This window comes from Arenibacter catalasegens, assembly GCF_002909235.1.
Lineage (GTDB): Bacteria > Bacteroidota > Bacteroidia > Flavobacteriales > Flavobacteriaceae > Arenibacter > Arenibacter catalasegens.
This window is the reverse complement of record NZ_PHQQ01000005.1, coordinates 20,782-37,189: the sequence shown is the minus strand read 5'-3', so window position 1 is coordinate 37,189 and position 16,408 is coordinate 20,782. Positions and strand designations below refer to the sequence as shown.

At 37.5% G+C, this 16,408-nt stretch carries 11 protein-coding genes and 1 pseudogene; 6 read left to right on the top strand and 6 right to left on the bottom strand.

The genetic code is table 11. The annotated features are described in order from the left end of the window. Nucleotides 1–88 precede the first annotated feature (88 nt). On the top strand, nucleotides 89–601 hold the full coding sequence (locus CWD90_RS05715) for a VOC family protein (RefSeq protein WP_103474978.1): 513 nt from the start codon (nucleotides 89–91) through the stop codon (nucleotides 599–601). Nucleotides 602–760: 159 nt separating this feature from the next. Here CWD90_RS05715 and CWD90_RS05710 read toward each other — a convergent pair whose 3' ends face one another. Further along, nucleotides 761–2,050, bottom strand: a complete 1,290-nt coding sequence (locus tag CWD90_RS05710) for an agmatine deiminase family protein (RefSeq protein WP_103474977.1) — start codon at nucleotides 2,048–2,050, stop codon at nucleotides 761–763. A 358-nt stretch (nucleotides 2,051–2,408) separates the two neighbouring features. Between CWD90_RS05710 and CWD90_RS05705 the strand changes: the two genes are divergently transcribed. The 3 genes from CWD90_RS05705 to CWD90_RS05695 are packed head-to-tail and all read left to right on the top strand — an operon-like array spanning nucleotide 2,409 to nucleotide 7,139. Then, complete coding sequence (locus tag CWD90_RS05705) at nucleotides 2,409–3,611, top strand: exonuclease SbcCD subunit D (RefSeq protein WP_103474976.1); 1,203 nt, start codon at nucleotides 2,409–2,411, stop codon at nucleotides 3,609–3,611. Nucleotides 3,612–3,614: 3 nt separating this feature from the next. Next, nucleotides 3,615–6,650, top strand: a complete 3,036-nt coding sequence (locus CWD90_RS05700) for an AAA family ATPase (RefSeq protein ID WP_103474975.1) — start codon at nucleotides 3,615–3,617, stop codon at nucleotides 6,648–6,650. Nucleotides 6,651–6,686: 36 nt separating this feature from the next. Next, nucleotides 6,687–7,139, top strand: coding sequence for a cytochrome c oxidase assembly factor Coa1 family protein (locus CWD90_RS05695; protein ID WP_103474974.1), 453 nt, complete (start codon nucleotides 6,687–6,689; stop codon nucleotides 7,137–7,139). A 323-nt stretch (nucleotides 7,140–7,462) separates the two neighbouring features. On the opposite strand, the gene CWD90_RS05690 is transcribed toward CWD90_RS05695, so the two are convergent. From CWD90_RS05690 to CWD90_RS05675, 4 genes and pseudogenes are all read right to left on the bottom strand, one after another. Next, nucleotides 7,463–7,861, bottom strand: a complete 399-nt coding sequence (locus CWD90_RS05690; RefSeq protein WP_103474973.1) for an endonuclease domain-containing protein — start codon at nucleotides 7,859–7,861, stop codon at nucleotides 7,463–7,465. A 133-nt stretch (nucleotides 7,862–7,994) separates the two neighbouring features. Next, a complete protein-coding gene (locus tag CWD90_RS05685) occupies nucleotides 7,995–9,548 on the bottom strand; it encodes a M20/M25/M40 family metallo-hydrolase (protein ID WP_103474972.1) in 1,554 nt (517 codons plus the stop codon). A gap of 56 nt (nucleotides 9,549–9,604) precedes the next feature. After that, nucleotides 9,605–10,332 (bottom strand): annotated as a pseudogene (locus CWD90_RS05680) (YifB family Mg chelatase-like AAA ATPase); the annotation flags it as partial. 24 nt (nucleotides 10,333–10,356) lie between these two features. After that, on the bottom strand, nucleotides 10,357–11,052 hold the full coding sequence (locus CWD90_RS05675) for an HNH endonuclease (protein ID WP_205161211.1): 696 nt from the start codon (nucleotides 11,050–11,052) through the stop codon (nucleotides 10,357–10,359). Nucleotides 11,053–11,301: 249 nt separating this feature from the next. Between CWD90_RS05675 and CWD90_RS05670 the strand changes: the two genes are divergently transcribed. Together CWD90_RS05670 and CWD90_RS05665 are read left to right on the top strand one after the other, a co-directional pair. Next, entirely contained in the window at nucleotides 11,302–11,946 is a 645-nt protein-coding gene (locus tag CWD90_RS05670; RefSeq protein ID WP_103474971.1) for a hypothetical protein, read from the top strand. 569 nt (nucleotides 11,947–12,515) lie between these two features. Continuing rightward, the gene (locus CWD90_RS05665) at nucleotides 12,516–13,115 is read left to right on the top strand and encodes a recombinase family protein (RefSeq protein ID WP_103474970.1); all 600 of its coding nucleotides are present in this window, start codon (nucleotides 12,516–12,518) and stop codon (nucleotides 13,113–13,115) included. Between the two features lie 170 nt (nucleotides 13,116–13,285). On the opposite strand, the gene CWD90_RS05660 is transcribed toward CWD90_RS05665, so the two are convergent. Then, nucleotides 13,286–16,105: a hypothetical protein gene (locus CWD90_RS05660; protein WP_103474969.1), complete on the bottom strand. Its 2,820-nt coding sequence runs from the start codon at nucleotides 16,103–16,105 to the stop codon at nucleotides 13,286–13,288. Nucleotides 16,106–16,408 lie beyond the last annotated feature (303 nt).

Sequence of the window (16,408 nt, the reverse complement as noted above, 5' to 3'; positions counted from 1 at the left end):
CTACTCGTTTTGGTAACTATACTACTTTTTGGTAAGTTATTGCCTACTAGGTAAATATAGCCTAATTTTGCAATCTAAATTAGAACTTATGGCTCCTATTAAAGATTACCCTAAATCATTTTCGCATATTGGAATAACGGTTCCAAATATAAAGGAAGCCGTAAAATTCTATTCAGAAGTAATGGGCTGGTACGTAATTATGGAACCATCAAAAGTAAAAAAGGAAAAAGAAACTGCTATTGGTCAAATGTGCATTGATGTTTTCGGAGACGACTGGACTGAATTTGAAATTGCTCATTTAGCAACTTCAGACGGTATTGGAATTGAATTATTTTCTTTTCCGAACGGAATAAAAGAAGCTCCTGAATTTAATCCTTTCAATACTGGACTCTTTCATTTTTGTGTACAAGACCCAAATATTGAAGAGCTCATCGATAAAATTTTGTCCTATGGAGGCAAGCAAAGAATGCCTATTAGAGAATATTACCCTAACGATAAGCCTTTTAAAATGTGTTATGTTGAAGACCCATTCGGTATTGTGTTTGAAATCTACACGCATAGTTATGAATTGACATATTCTTCAGGGGCATATTCTAAATAAAAATCTGTTTTGCTACACTTTACATAAAACAACGCTATTAAATTCCCTGTCTGGATGAGCCAAGCTTTCCTCCGCTAGTAACAGCAATGGGCGCCCCTGCCAGTTCAAGCCGAAGTATAATTACGTCTGCCCTATTGAACCTTTTTTTTCGCAACAATTTTAATTTTTATATTTTGGGAAGGTTGGCTGGTGCATGCTGATGCAATGAATTCCACCACCACCCAAATTAACAGCAAAGGCATCGATCATGATTACCCTTCGTTCGGGAAAAACGGATTGCAAAATTTGAGAGGCCTTTTCGTCTTTTAGTTTCAATTCATTTGGCATACCTTCTCTCCAGCAAGTCTGTCCAACAACAACCTTATTCGTTATAATGAAATTTAGATAGCTAAGCGCGGCCATGACTGTTATGGTATCTCCATTAGGGAATGTACTTCCATCCCTATAGTCCAGAGTTTTAATATAATCATATACATAGTCTCCCGGGCTCATTGTTGAAAAAATAGTTCCTGGTAATGGCATTCTAATAATGGTAAATGGTTTGCCTTCCTGATCGGTGGCTTCAGACAATATTCGGTAATTCTCCTCCATGCGTTTGTGGTTTTCGAAAGCAATGGGATCGTTAAATTCCACGCTATCTACCTTTGCCATAAGGATGGTGGAATCATTTACAAACCGAGCAAATTCATCAATATGACCATTTGTAGTGACTACGGTATAGGCCTTAGGTCCTTCCGAGGTTGTTATTGGCCCAAGGAAGGTATGATTATCTTCTACCAGGCCTTGTTTTAACCAGATGATTTTTTGCACCCCTAATAGCCTTTTGTATTCCAGCTCCATGGCTTCTTTGGTCATATTCGGATTTCTGTCCAGCTCCACTGCTTCTGTGGTGATTAGTGTACCTTTTCCATTTACCTCTCTATTTCCGCCCTCACTGATCATGGCACTCGTAATCACGGGCAGATTAAATTGTTCAGCTACCCTTACATCATACATTTCCTCTGTTTTGGTATCAATATCCAAGGTATCTGAATACCCCCAAGAATTAAAATTGAAGTCTGCAATAGCTGGGGTATTTTGATTTGTTTCTACGAATATGGGCCCCATGTCCCTTGCCCAGATCTCAAATGACGGGATTTCTAGAAGTTTAAGTTTAGGCAGTTCGCCAAAATGATTGATTAGAGTTGCTTTTGCATGGGCCAAAAGTTCTTTATTCTTACAAGTGATTACCAGGTCTATATCTCCTATTAGAGCTTCAATAATCGCCAAGGTTACTTTTTCAACAGATTCTCCTTCTTTATGATCTGTTGATGGCCATATTAACCAAATAGCTTCTTGGGATTCGAACTCTGCTGGTTGATTTATGATATAAAAATTGTTGGTCTTTTTAGTGGATGAACATGAAAGCAGTAAGAGGGAAATTAAAAAGCAATTTAAAAGTGACCTCATACAAACTCTTTTTAACGATTTACAACTATTAAATATAATGAAAAACTATATCCTTTTGATAATGGTAATTTAATATGGTTGCCATTATAAATGATTAGCACGATTATGGGCACGAGCTTGACGCTCGCGCCAGCGAATGAGTTCTATTGCTTTATGGCCTGGCCCTTAAGTAAGAGACAGTAAAGTGCAAGCCTGCCATTTCAAATAGCTAGCAATGCAATGAAAATAGGATTTGAAGAATTGGTTGTTTTAATTACATCTGAATTGAATAAAAGAAAATAATAGCTTACTAGAAGCGCTATGTATTCCGCCATGGATTATTTTCTTGTAATTTTACTATCTTAAATAAACCATTTGCATGAAAATCCTTCATACTTCCGACTGGCATATCGGGAAACAGCTTCTTAAATATGACCTTTCTGAGGATCTTGAGTTGTTTTTCACATGGCTGATAGCCTATATCAAATCTGAAAATATAGATGTATTGTTGGTGTCAGGCGATATTTTTGATCAGGCAAACCCTTCCCAAGCAGCCTATAAGCAGTATTACGATCTATTGAAAAATCTTATAAACCTAGATTGCAAAATTATTCTCACCGGTGGAAACCACGATTCCGCAACGGTACTAAACGCACCGGCCGAACTGCTAAAGGCATTTGATATCAGCGTAATTGGCGGCGCGATGGAAGAGGTGGGCGACATGTTTGTAACTGTAGAAAAAAACAACGAAAAATTAGTGGTGGCTGCCATTCCTTTCCTCAAGGATCGCGATATCCGCAAGTCCGTCGCAGGGGAAAGTTACGCGACTAAAATTGAACAGATAAAGTCGGGCTTGCGGACTTATTTTTCAAATGTAAATGAATACTACAGCCAGCACCATGCGGATCAGGTGTTTATTTTAATGGGACATTTATATGTGCAGGGCAGCGAACTTTCCGAGAGCGAGCGCGATATACAGATCGGTAACCAAGCCGGTGTAGAGGCCAATATGTTTGGGGAAATCCCCCATTATGTGGCACTTGGTCATATCCACAAACCGCAAGTTGTTTCCGAAGCGCAAAACATCCATTATTGCGGTTCTCCAATTCCCTTGAGCTTTTCTGAAAAAGAGGATTGTAAGCAAATAAATGTAATTACAGTAGAAAATAATAAAATTAGCCAGGTAGCCATCGTTCCTATTCCCAAGCATAGGAACCTGGTGACTTTTGAGGGGAGTCTGCAGGAAGTAGAAGACAAATTAAATGCCTATTTCGAAGAAACCGCTTTAACATCCTTGGCCGAGATTATAGTAAATGAGGAAAGTGAGAGTTTGGAGCGGCGGCAAGCTTTTGATGCGCTTACCAATTCCCAACCCAATGCGAATATCGAAATTGTAAAATCGCGACTCATTTTTAAAAATCTAATCCGTGGCGCCAGTGATGCCTTTGCAGTAGGTACCGATGTAGCCGATGTAACCCCTATGCAGATGTTCGAAAAAAAATTGGAGCTACAGAGCGACATGGAAAACACAGCGGAATTAAAGAATGCCTTTCGTGAAATCTTGGAAGAATTGAAATTATAATCCATGAAAATTCTAAAAATTAGATTTGAAAACATACACTCTTTAAAAGGAGAGCATGAGGTAAATTTTGGAGATGGTATCCTGGCAGAAGCTGGACTTTTCGCCATTACCGGGCCAACTGGTGCTGGTAAGTCCACCTTACTGGATGTAATAACACTTGCGCTTTACAATAGGATTGCCAGAGTAGACAAGGCGGTAAGTAATTCTATTTTAGAGGACGATGGCGGCATTATGACCCGCAATATGAGACATTGCTATGCCGAGGTAGAATATCGCGTTAATGGTAAGGATTATCGCAGCCACTGGTCTATAGAACGCAATAGGAACAACAATTTAAACGCCCGTAAACAGGAATTGGTGGAAGTAGCTACCGATGAAATCCTTGAAGCTGGCACCAAGACGCCCGATAAAAACCAGGAAATCATTGGCCTTAGCTATGAGCAGTTTGTAAAAGCCATGGTCCTGTCGCAAGGAGAATTCAGTAAGTTATTGCAGGCCCCGAGAAACGAACGCAATAAGTTATTGGAAGATATTACTGGGGCTCGCTCCTATCGTGAAATAGGAAGGGCAGTCTATTTCCGCTATAAGAAAGTTGAAAAGAATATAGAATTAAAAGAAGCGGGCCTTGAGACTATTGAGCTGCTAACCGCTGAGCAAATTGCGGAAAAGAAAACCGAATTTAAATCACTGACCGAATCAAAGCCCAAAACAGAAAAGGCCTATCAAACTGCATCAGAAAAAATAACCAACAGAAAGGAGCTTCAGCAAAAACAAGGTGAACAGAAAGAACTGCAAGCACAACAGCTTCAATTAAAAAAGGATTGGGATATTTTCAACCCTTTTAAAGGCCAATTGGAACTGCACAATAAACTAGCGAAATATGGTGTAATCTTGGCAGATTACGATGTTGTAAGCAAGCAAGGGAGTCAACTTAAGGAGGATAACGATCGACTCGAAAAATCTAAATCGGAAGTAGATAACCAACTAAAATCTTATTTAGAGGCAGCCGAAAAGTTCCTTAAAGAAAAAGTGGATGTTAAAACGGCCAATGACAAACTAGACACTTTCCGAAATAATATTATTCAACTTCAAGCGGAGGAGAAAAAGAAAGAAAGTGAGGCTTCGTTATTCTTAAGTCAACTCAATGGCTATGTTAAGAATATAAATCAATTGGGGTATGCATTACCCATGGCAGACCAACCCGAACTTTTTAAACCAAAAGTTGACGTAAACCGTAAAACCGTTCAGGAAACCATACAACTTTCTGGTGCTAATTCTCTGGAGAACTTGAATTCGGAATTGGATAATTACCGCCATTTAAATGAAAAGGCTGGGGAACTACTCGCTTGTAAAGAACAATTTGTAAAAGTTCAAAAAAACCATGAAACCCAAGTTGGAAAACTAAAAGATGCCAAAGAGCAGTTGGTAAAGGATGCGAATACGATAACATCATTAGATAAAGAGGTACTACAAGGTACAAAGGAGGTAGAAAATCTGGAAAAAGCCTTAGCGCAACAACGCAAGCATCAAAGTTTGGAGGAATATCGCTTGCAATTGGATCCAGAGCAGCCTTGCCCCCTTTGCGGCTCCGTACATCATCCCTATGCGTCCGAAACACCTCATTTTGACACTAAGGAAGAACTAGTTAAAGAAAAGAAGAAATCGCTTCAAACAAAGTCGGACTATCTCATCTCCTTAAGAGCAAAAAATAGATTCCAGACAAAGGAAATAAGCGACTTTAATACCGCTATAACAACCCTTAAAGAAGAGGAGGCCCAGCAATTAGAAACACTCACCAAACATGCCGAGCATCTAAAGTGGGATTATAAGGAGGATTTAGAAACCCTAAAAACCCATCGACTCGATTTAAACCTCCGTATTCAAAAAATGGAAAAGTCGAAACAAGCATTTCAGGCAGTATCCATTTTAAAAGATTTGGAAGAGAGTTTAAAGCAATGGGAGTTGGCGTTGACCACTTATAACAGTTTAAAACAAGAACGCACTACCCTTTATGACGGGCCAGATATTAATGGAAAGGTGAATATTTTATCGACATCCATTACGCGTTCCGTTTCAAGTATTACATCTCTTGTAGATCAGATAAAAGACTCTGCTGAAAAACTAAAAGTAAATTCGGCTCAAAAATCAAAAAAAGAAGAGGAGTTGTCTAGTATTGTTTCAAATGAAAATTTAGAAAACATACAAGCCCTACGTTCGGCTATACTTCCAGAAGAGCGTGCCAGTAAGATTAGAAAACGTGAGAATGAACTTAAAGAACTAAGCACTAGAATATCAGAAAAAGAAAGCTCCTTAATAAAAGTCTTAACCGAATTAACGGATAAGGATGATCCTTCACTTTCATTGGAAGCTTTAACCACGTTATTTAACGAAGCAAAGTCAAATTGGGATGCGCTATCCGTAAATATCGGAAAGATTACCCAAAGCTTAGAAGAAGATGGAAAGGCAAAGCAGCGCCAACAAAAAGTACAGGAAGAAATTAAACTCCTAAAGAAAGACCTATCGCTTTGGAAAACCATGAACGATTTAATTGGGGATGCCACAGGCAATAAATTCTCGAATTTTGTGCAGGATCTTACTTTGGAGCAGCTTATTGGCTATGCCAATAAACGACTTTCAGAATTCAGCGATCGTTATTTGCTAGATATTCCCACGGCAGATGAAGCCGAAAAAAGCGACACCCTCAAAGTATTTGATAAATATATGGGTAACGCCCGTCGCTCTGTACGCACCTTATCCGGTGGTGAGACCTTTTTGGTGAGTTTGGCTATGGCCTTTGCGCTATCGGACATTGCCGCTAGAAACGTAAAAATAGAATCGCTCTTTATAGACGAAGGTTTTGGCACCTTAGATCCAGAAACCCTAGATCAAGCGATTACGATATTGGAGAAAATGCAAAATGAGGGGGACAAATCGGTTGGAGTAATATCGCACGTAGGGGCTTTAAAAGAACGTATTACAACACAAATTCAGTTAGAAAAGGGAAGTTTGGGGTATTCTACCTTAAAAGTGGTGCAGTAATTTTATAGTAGTGTCCTCTTGAATCCCATAAAAAAGATGAACGAGCTAATAGAACATAGAAGTTGGTTTAAAAGAAATTGGAAATGGTTTATACCTTTAATGGCCCTTTTGGTTGTAGTTTTGGGTCTACTATTTTCTTCAAAATTAGGTGGAAATATTGCGAGCATCGCTATAGTCTATTCAGAATCGTCAGTTTGCCATAATGCATTGGAAATAGCTAAAAAAGATGAAAAAGTAATTCAATTACTAGGGAAATTACAACCGCTAGGCAAATTGGCAATCCTAGAAGGGACACACCATTATTCACCTGATTACAATACACTGGAAATAACGGTTGATGTTACTGGTTCGAAAACCCAAAGGACCATGAGGAGTAAAATGGATATTGAAGCGGACCGTAATGGCAACGAATGGATTTATAAAACTATAAATATTAGAATTAAAGAGCCCGCAGACTTGAAGCAAACTATTGAAATTATAAATAATTAAATACAGCTTTCAACAATTACCTTGAGTAATTACTTGGTGTCGCCGCTAGTGCGAGTGTAGTGCTGGCTCTACCACTACCCTGCCTACCACCCATATTTGGGATTTGAACCTATTGGTTTGAACTCCAATAATCTACGGACTTTTACTTTGAGAAATTACTTGGATTCGTAAAATTCAATTGTTAACTTGGCTTTAGCTTTAATGGAACAAAGTCGGGAGACTTTGCGTAGCGGGTGGAGTTGTAGTGGATGTTGTTCAACGGTGCTATTCGCAAGACTAGGAATACTACACCCACAGGCCGATAAAATGAATTATAATATGTATTATTTTTTCCCCTCTTGGGAGGGGTTAGGGATGGGTTTAATATTCAAAATAATTTTTTTAATCTCTTCCAATACCCCGTTCAAATTGTTCTTCACATCCGAATCACTGAATCTAATAAAGCGTACGCCCAAATATTCCAGACGATTCTGGCGAATGGTATCTTTTTCTTGTTGCCCTTCTATAAAGTGAACGGAACCATCCACCTCCAAGGCAAGTTGAAGTTCTTTACAATAGAAGTCTACTATATAATTATCGATGGGTATTTGCCGACTAAACCTGACTCCCAGTTTTTTGTTTTTTAATTCGCGCCATAAGGAAATTTCACCCATAGTCATGTTGTTGCGAAGTTTTTTCGCAAAAGGAACTAGATCTGGGTTATAAGGTATAATTTTTCTCATCAGTTGACCCACCCCTCAATCCCCTCCAAGGAGGGGAGGGATTCATGAATGTAGTTTGACTTTGATGAAATCAAGGCCTCAAAAACAAAAGGCGGATTTCACCAAAGGTTGGCTCCATAAAAATAAGAAGCCTTTAATCCTCTCTCTGTAAACGAGCATCCCGTTCTGCAATTTGATAAACAAGCGCTGCAATTACAGTGGCATTGATCATCATGTCACGTTCGGGCACATATTCCAATGCATCCAAATTAGTGTGATGCGTTACTGTTTCATAGTTTAATTTATCTTGAATGATTTGAAACCCAGGTATTTTGTAATAGTCGAAAACATCATGATCTGTAAAATTGGTGTTTTGAATGGTAAGATTATTAACATCCAAATACTCATAAGGAAATAACATCTCTTCAAAAATGGGCCTTACCGCTTCATTACCCTGTAGATATATACCGCGCATTTGCCCAGCACCATTGTCCATATTTATATATGCTGAAATCTTTTCAACCTCTTTTTTTCTATTATTATCCTTTACTTTTCCGTAGTGATTTTCCGCATAGGCCATAGAACCCAAATACCCTTGCTCCTCGCCTCCCCAAAGTGCAATTCTAATAGTTCGTTTTGGTTTTAATCCAGATGCTTTAATAATTCGCATCACTTCCAGCATTACTGCAGAACCTGCTCCATTATCCGTTGCTCCAGAGGCAGGATGCCAAGAATCGAAATGTGCGCCTATCATTACCACTTCGTCTTTTAATTTTGAATCGGAACCCGTAATTTCCCCTATAATATTCACATTATTTTGAGGTTTTAGATAAAGTTCAGAATCTAAATGGAATTTAATTTTCGGATTAATATCCCTATCTATTAAGCGTTTTAATTTCCCGAAACTTTCCGGTGAAATAGCAAAATAGGGTACTGATTTTACATGACTTTCTTTATAATTATAAGTGCCACTTGGATGAACAATACCAGGAAAAAAGGGCGAAGTTCCTAAAATACTTAAAGCTCCCTCTGCCTTTAAGAATGCAAAAAAGGCATCGTCCTTTCTCATAAAACTTTCGAATATAACTTCTAAATCTTCAATTAAATCTATATCACCGGCAGATGGGCCCAAAGGATTGCTAATTACAGGAACAATTGATTTTTCAGCTTCTTCAATTTGGTCTTCAGTAAACCGTGTTGAAAGTGCATCAAATAGCATATTATGTTCTGGAACTGATCCTATCAGAATGGTTTTTCCCCGTAATTTCCCATTCCATTGTTTTTTTACCTTTTCCAAATCGGAATGACTCTCAATCCAAATCAAATCACCTATTTGCATACCATTGGAACTTTCCGTCCATGCATAAGGATAGGCTTGTATTTTCATATAAGCAGGTGCTGTCATTTCTACATTAAATGATTTAACTTCCCAACCCATACAATCATCACAATAATTTTCAAAATACACCTTATCTACACCCCAATCTTCCATGGTTTTCTTTGCCCATTCTGCTGCAGTATAATATTGATCTGTTCCTGTTAATCGAGGACCATAAACATCTGAAAGGTCCGCAATTAGACTCATGACCTGGGATTTCTGAAAGCCTTCGGTATTAATTTTCGCAAGGGCTAAGGATTTTGTTTGACTTATTGAAGAGATTCCTAAAAAAAGGAAAGCTGTAATAAGAATTTTAGAAAGGATTTTCATAAGAGGAATAATGGTTTATTTGGTTACAATGAAATTTATAAAGAAGAAAGTAAGCATTATCCCAACCAGCCTTCACGGTCTAGACTGCGGTACTGGATGGCTTCGCCAATGTGATTTCCGCTAACATCCGTGGCTTTTTCCAGGTCGGCTATTGTTCTTGCTACTTTCAAAATTCGGTCATAGGCGCGGGCTGAAAGATTTAGTCGCTCCATAGCATTTTTCAACAGCTCTTTAGAAGGGTCGTCCATTTTGCAATATTTCCGTATGTGTTTGGTATTCATTTGGGCATTGTAATGGACGTTCTCCATTTCCGAAAAGCGTTGGGTCTGTAGCTCTCTAGCGGCCGTAACCCGCTTCCGAATTTCCACACTACTTTCCCCTTTGCGTTCTTCGGATAGTTTTTCAAAAGGTACCGGGGTTACTTCTATATGAATATCGATACGGTCCAATAATGGTCCAGAAATCTTGCTCAAGTAGCGCTGCATCTCTGCTGGTGAGGAGGTAACCGGAGCATCTGGGTCGTTAAAATATCCCCCGGGACTTGGATTCATACTGGCCACCAACATAAAGCTACTGGGATAGGTCACTGTAAATCTAGCCCTGGAAATGGTAACTTCCCTATCCTCCAAGGGTTGTCTCATGACCTCTAATACGCCCCTCTTAAACTCGGGCAATTCATCCAAAAATAAAACTCCGTTATGGGACAGCGATATTTCTCCGGGTTGTGGATAGGCACCCCCACCGACCAGGGCGACGTCTGTTACTCTGTATAATGTGGAGTTTTTAAATTGCATAATGTATAGCTTTGTTATTCAACAACCAGTCGATTAATGTTAGCATAGAAAGCATCCTTAATTTGAGTTTTAAATGTGCCATAGTGAGCTTCTCTATGACAATTAGGACAAACTGCTACTGTATTCTCAACTTTATCAGAACCCCCCTCTGCAAGGCTTAAAACGTGATGAACTTCTAAATAAGGTAAGCCTCCGATTGTTTCAAATGGAGCCTTCTTGTTACATGACTCACAGCAACCATCTGCATTCTTAAGTACCCAAGCTTTTACCATGAAATCTCGTTCGTAATCATTTATTAAATAAATATTCTTGTTTGGCTTTTGTCTCCCATTTGGCCTAGTTAATTTCATCTTTCCAATGGCGGATTTAACTTTCGCTTCGAAAGCAACGATTGGATTTGGGTTACGTTTTTCAATGTCAGCTATAATATTCTCTAGTTTCTCAGCTATGTTGGCTCCGACATTTGACATTGGGGCTAGTCCAGAAATCCACTCTCTGCCCTGCAATAGCATTACATAAGAAATATTCTGCATTCTATACTCATAAGCTTTAATTGTCCTTCCATACTTTTGAGATAGATTCTCATAATACCTTTTCTTAATTGGGTTTTCACCTTGTCTAGTTCTAGTTTGGATTTCTAAATAGGACTGAACAGAGGCTCTTAGCTCATCTTCAGACCAACCCATACTCCTTGAATTGTCAATGTCCATTTTTTTAATTTAGGCTCATGTATGTTATAAATTTTATTAAATATAGTCAATACAAGCTTCCAAAGCTATGTGATACTCTTGCAATTAATAAAACGTCGTAACTGTAAATGTTATGGACGTGCTTGTGTTTAAGGGTATTGCAGATATAGTTAATTATTATATCTTAGACTTTAAATTTATTGAATAATTATAATTATTTATTGTTTCATTTTTCATGACAAGGGTACTTTTAAACTAAATTATATTTATATGCTGATAGTTAAAAACATTTTAGAGATAATCTATTTAATTAGTGCTCCAGTACTAGTCTACTTGGCTTATAGAGGGCTTAGGCAAATCGATGAAGCTAAAAATCAGGTGCTGGCCACAAAAGAGTCTAGAATTATTAATGCAAAACGTGAATCATATAAGATTGCAGCAGATAAATGCGAATATTATTTAACTACAATAATTCCACTTATAAACATCCTTGATAGGGCAATAAGGGAGAATAATATTGAATATTTTGAGAAATCTACGGTGACTATGACTAAGAACGGAATGGTGACAAAGCAAATATTTAAGGACGAAGACGAGAGATTTAAAATATTAGACCTACCGACACTCGATGTTTACAATAGACTTGAGGGATTTTCAATATTTTTTGTGTCAGGAGTGGCCGATGAGAAAGTTGGATTTTTGACTATTGGTAATACCTTTTGTTATTCAGTAAAAATATACCTCCCACATTTGTTACGATTGTCAGGTCAAAAATATTTTAATAATGTTTTAGAATTATATTCAATTTGGTACAACCGGTTAGAAAAAGAAAGATTAGAAACAGAAAAAAGCAATATAGATAAGGCTCTTAATGAAAATAATGAGATTATAATTAAAACAATTGGTACAGAATAAAAACTAAGATTTTAATTCGTAATGAAATTTGAGAGGAGCTATACATTCGTGGAGCATTAGAATAGAATAAATAGCCGGAATACTCAACATACACCGCGAGCCCTTATGCCAATACCTAAACCATGTAATTTTACAGGGTCTATGCAAGGGGGGGGGTAATTCCTAGTTATTCCATTATGCGTATAAATGTTCCTTTTGTTCCAAAACTTAACACCCAATCTCGCGTAAAAAAGATGAAGGGTAGTTGAACCTAGTGGCTAACGCTCCAAAAATGCCCCTACGTACTTTTTAAAGCCATTTCAAAGCCATTTTGATTCCAATGCTACCTCTCATCGTTTACATATAACCTTTATACTCGACTTGTAGAACAGCTTCACTAAAGATTTATTAGAAATATTTTTGGTAGTTAATTCAGATGTGCTTTTATTAGATTATACTTTAAACCTAGCATACTTATTTTTTTTAGTATAACGCAAACACTAGGTTTAAAGTGTGCTAAATAAACCCACCCTAATATTAGTACATTAAATAAATTAAATGTATCTTTGAGCATCTTAAAGCAATACATTATGAAGGCACGTTATAACAGGATTTCAAGCTCAACCCAAAAATTAGACCGCCAAAAAAACAAGGCAACCGATAACGAATTAATATTTAATGATGTGGTTAGCGGTTCGATTCCATTTAGCGAACGTGAGCAAGGTAGTAAGTTGATTGAAGCGGTTGAACTTGGTGAGGTTGATTATATCAGTGTTAGCAGTATTGACCGTTTGGGGCGCAATAATTTGGACATATTACAAACTGTCCAACGGCTCAACGATAGCGGTGTTACTCTTAAAGTTGATAACTTAGGAATTGAAAGCCGTACAGATGGTAAGCCTAACCAAGTCTTTAACCTAATCATTAGCGTAATGAGTTCCATTTCAGAAATGGAACGTACTGCAATACTTGAAAGGCAACGGGAGGGCATTTCCATTGCGAAAGCGAAAGGAACGTATAAAGGTCGTATTAAGGGTAGTAGTGAAACACCTCAACAAATACTAAGTAAGTATAAGCAAGTGGTTAGGCACCTTAACGCTAAACAGTCATTAAGGAACACGGCAGCGTTAAGCGGTGTTAGCCTTGCAACTGTTCAAAAGGTTAAGGCGTTAATAAAATCAACCCAATGATGAACGTTTTATATAGTACCAATAACCCCCGTCCGCAGGGGGTTGTTATATAGAAATAACGGGGTGCGGACGGGGGTAGTGAATTTAGGTTAATTACTTGTTTACAGTACTTTACAAGGTTTTTAGGATTTTTAGTTTGGTGTCATGTCACACCAAGAATATTTAACAGTTTACCAACCAAGTGTAACTATATCCCCGTGTAGTTGTTTCTCTCTCTTATAACTTTCCTCACTGAATGTAATTATTTGTAGTGTTTTACTAGGTGTCCATTCCTCGGCATCAGTACATAAGTCCATCACCCAACCTCTTTCAGCTTCCCTCTTTTCAACCCTAACTTGGTCTTCCAAATATGCTATCATTTCGGTAAAGCTTCGTTTTTTGGGGTGTTGAGGTTTAGTTTTTACTTCTATCAATTCGTTGTTTTTCATCTTGTTTATATATTGCTCATCGTTATTAAAATAGCCTAAGTGAAATTTATAATTTTTCATTTCTGTAGGTAAGTGTATTTTCTTAGCATCGGTTTCCTTAATTAATACAGCATCGTGAAACCTAAGCGACTTAATACCATTATCACTTAGGAACTGTTCATAAGCAAATATTATAACCGATTCGCTAGCGGTCATTGACTCGTAAAAGCTACCCTTTTTAACTTGGGCGGTCAATTTGGCTAAATCCATGGCTTTATCGTTTGGATAGCCACAACTTAAATAAAACTTGGTGGCGGTCTTAACCGTCGCCCTATGGTTATTTAGGAATGTATTATAAAGCTTCTTAGCTTCATATCGTTCAACCCCCCTATTTTTCATTAAGTTCTGGTAAATGTCAAGCCCTATATTACTACCTAAAATCCTATCCACGATTTGAGGGTTTGCGCTTGTTATGTCAATCTCGACATACTTAATAGGCACTATTCGCCTTAGTGCGCTTGGTAGTTGTGTAATTGGGTTATAACTCCTATTCTTAGTTTCCTTAACCTCAAAATTAACGCCCTCGTTGGTAAGCATATAACCAATAACCTCAACCATTTTATTAACGTTATGTTTGGCGGTGTGATAATTGTTATACTTACCAGAATAATCACACATATTAAAGCCGTGGTTTATACATTCATCTAACTTGAATAACTCAAAGTCCGCCAATTCAATATTAAGCCCCTCACAAGTCTTTATAACGCTGTTTCTTGCATTCCTTACCCTATGTGGTTTATCTTTAAAAAGGCTCGTATATAGGTCTGAATTGTGAAACTGCTCATACTTATCCAACTCCCTAAGAATGGCATCATCGAACATCCCATTTTTAAGCTTGTAGATTGCATATAGGTAATGCCAGTCATCAATTAAGTATTGCAACCCATCAATTGGATTATTACCGTAAAGACTAAAGCTTTTTTCATATTGTGCCTTGGTCAATTGGTGGTTGAGGTGTTCCGTAGGGCTGTTAACACGTAGATAAACATTAAAGGACTTGTAAAACTCGTTAACCTTTAACCTCTTACTATGTAGTTTGTCCGCCATGGCGGACATATTGGATACCTTAATTAAATATGCTGTTAAATATTCAATAGCTAGACTTGAACTAAACGCCCCGTTACCCTTGCTTTTAAAGTTGTTTTTAATGGATTTATAGCCTTGTGTCAAATCAATGTCAGACAAGTTCATTAAGTGCGTTAAACGCTCCTTAAATGGGTAACTGCTCAACTCCTTATCAAACTCACTTACAACAATATAATCAATCAAATTGAAGTTGTAGCCCTCAAAGGTTTTCCTTAAAATTTCATCATTGTAAAGTTGGTAATCGTGCAATTTATTGATGGTATTAGCCACCAACGCCCCACGGTTAACATATAACTGTTCGCTTATATATGGCTTATGTTCCTTTACTTGGTAATGGAGTTGTTTGCCCTCTAATTGTGTAGTGTAATATTCAACCTTTTTCAGATAGTCCGCATAGTACCCGTTCAACTCACTTTTAGACGTTGGGTAATGGTTGTTAATTTTACTTTTACCATTTATGAATAAGGCATTTTGAACGACACCACGGCAACGCCCATAAGCTTGCACTACATTATTAACGCAAATCTTATAAGCGTCCTTGGATTGGTTGCTAACTATGCAAATCGAACAATTAACGGGAATATCGAACCCAGCGAAATAGGCAGAACTACACACCAACAAATCACATTCAAATAAATCTGAATCATTGATATTGTTAGTACGTTTGTAAGGTGCTATTTTAATTTTGAGGTTATTCCCCACAAGGTTTTTAACCTTTTTAGCCTTATTTGCCGTATGATATTTTTTATCGTTGGTAAATAGCACAACCAAATTGCCCTTGGCGTTTTCAGCTTCGATGAAATTGGTAACATCTTTCAGGTTAGTTGAGTAATGGAGTTGTTTAGTTGGTTCATTTTCACGGCTTACCTTTATACACTCAATATCAATTCCCTTGGGTATATCAATAAAGCTAGCCACGGGTGATGCTGTTGAAAGTATAAAAGGTTTCAACCATTCGTTATAAACAAGCTCCATAAATGCCCCCACACTTTCCCTATATGAGTTGTCCACGCTATAAGAATGAATTTCATCAATGAAAATGGGTATGTCAATCAGCAAATTATATAGATTCCTGTTATTGTCGTACAATTGTAATATCTGTTCGGGGGTGGTATTTATTATTAAGCTTTGAATCTCACTATTAACTAAATAGTCCTCAACTTGCTCCCACTTGTCCGCACTCTTAGAATAAATAAACGCCTGTTTGTCGCTTACAAATTCACACCTTTTAAGTTCCTTGCCCTTAATCATTCCCACATTGGGGGAAATAATTATCCTGTTCCCATGGTTAGTGTTAAATACTGCGGTCGTTCCCCCTATTCCAGTCGAACCCTTTATAATATATTTGCTCTTAATAAACGTGGTTAAAACCTTTAAGGCCTCACCACTTACGTACTTGGTTTTAAATGTAATTTCTTTAACCTCATTATTTTTCACGGTTAAAATTGGTATTCGGAGACCCTATAAATACTTGACTTTATTACAAATGTTTGTTATATTTATATAGAGGGGTTTCTCGTACGTGGTTCAATTACTCTTATAATTGACATTCAACTAACCACGTTTTTATATGGTGCTATCACACCTTAAAGGATAACTAAATAGTTAGTAATTTGGTTATCCTTTTTTATTGTCCTAAAGTTTAGGCAACTTGGATTAAATAATATTTATAAATGCGCTTCAATCTTTTCATTGTATGACTTCTACTGCTCGTTACAACGCTGTAAGCCTTTATATCAT

Excerpts from the sequence above, each read along its gene's own strand:
- CWD90_RS05690 (WP_103474973.1), bottom strand. The coding sequence starts at position 7,861 with ATGAGAAAAATTATACCTTATAACCCAGATCTAGTTCCTTTTGCGAAA.
- CWD90_RS05715 (WP_103474978.1), top strand. The coding sequence starts at position 89 with ATGGCTCCTATTAAAGATTACCCTAAATCATTTTCGCATATTGGAATA.
- CWD90_RS05695 (WP_103474974.1), top strand. The coding sequence starts at position 6,687 with ATGAACGAGCTAATAGAACATAGAAGTTGGTTTAAAAGAAATTGGAAA.
- CWD90_RS05665 (WP_103474970.1), top strand. The coding sequence starts at position 12,516 with ATGAAGGCACGTTATAACAGGATTTCAAGCTCAACCCAAAAATTAGAC.
- CWD90_RS05700 (WP_103474975.1), top strand. The coding sequence starts at position 3,615 with ATGAAAATTCTAAAAATTAGATTTGAAAACATACACTCTTTAAAAGGA.
- CWD90_RS05685 (WP_103474972.1), bottom strand. The coding sequence starts at position 9,548 with ATGAAAATCCTTTCTAAAATTCTTATTACAGCTTTCCTTTTTTTAGGA.
- CWD90_RS05670 (WP_103474971.1), top strand. The coding sequence starts at position 11,302 with ATGCTGATAGTTAAAAACATTTTAGAGATAATCTATTTAATTAGTGCT.
- CWD90_RS05675 (WP_205161211.1), bottom strand. The coding sequence starts at position 11,052 with ATGGACATTGACAATTCAAGGAGTATGGGTTGGTCTGAAGATGAGCTA.
- CWD90_RS05710 (WP_103474977.1), bottom strand. The coding sequence starts at position 2,050 with ATGAGGTCACTTTTAAATTGCTTTTTAATTTCCCTCTTACTGCTTTCA.
- CWD90_RS05705 (WP_103474976.1), top strand. The coding sequence starts at position 2,409 with ATGAAAATCCTTCATACTTCCGACTGGCATATCGGGAAACAGCTTCTT.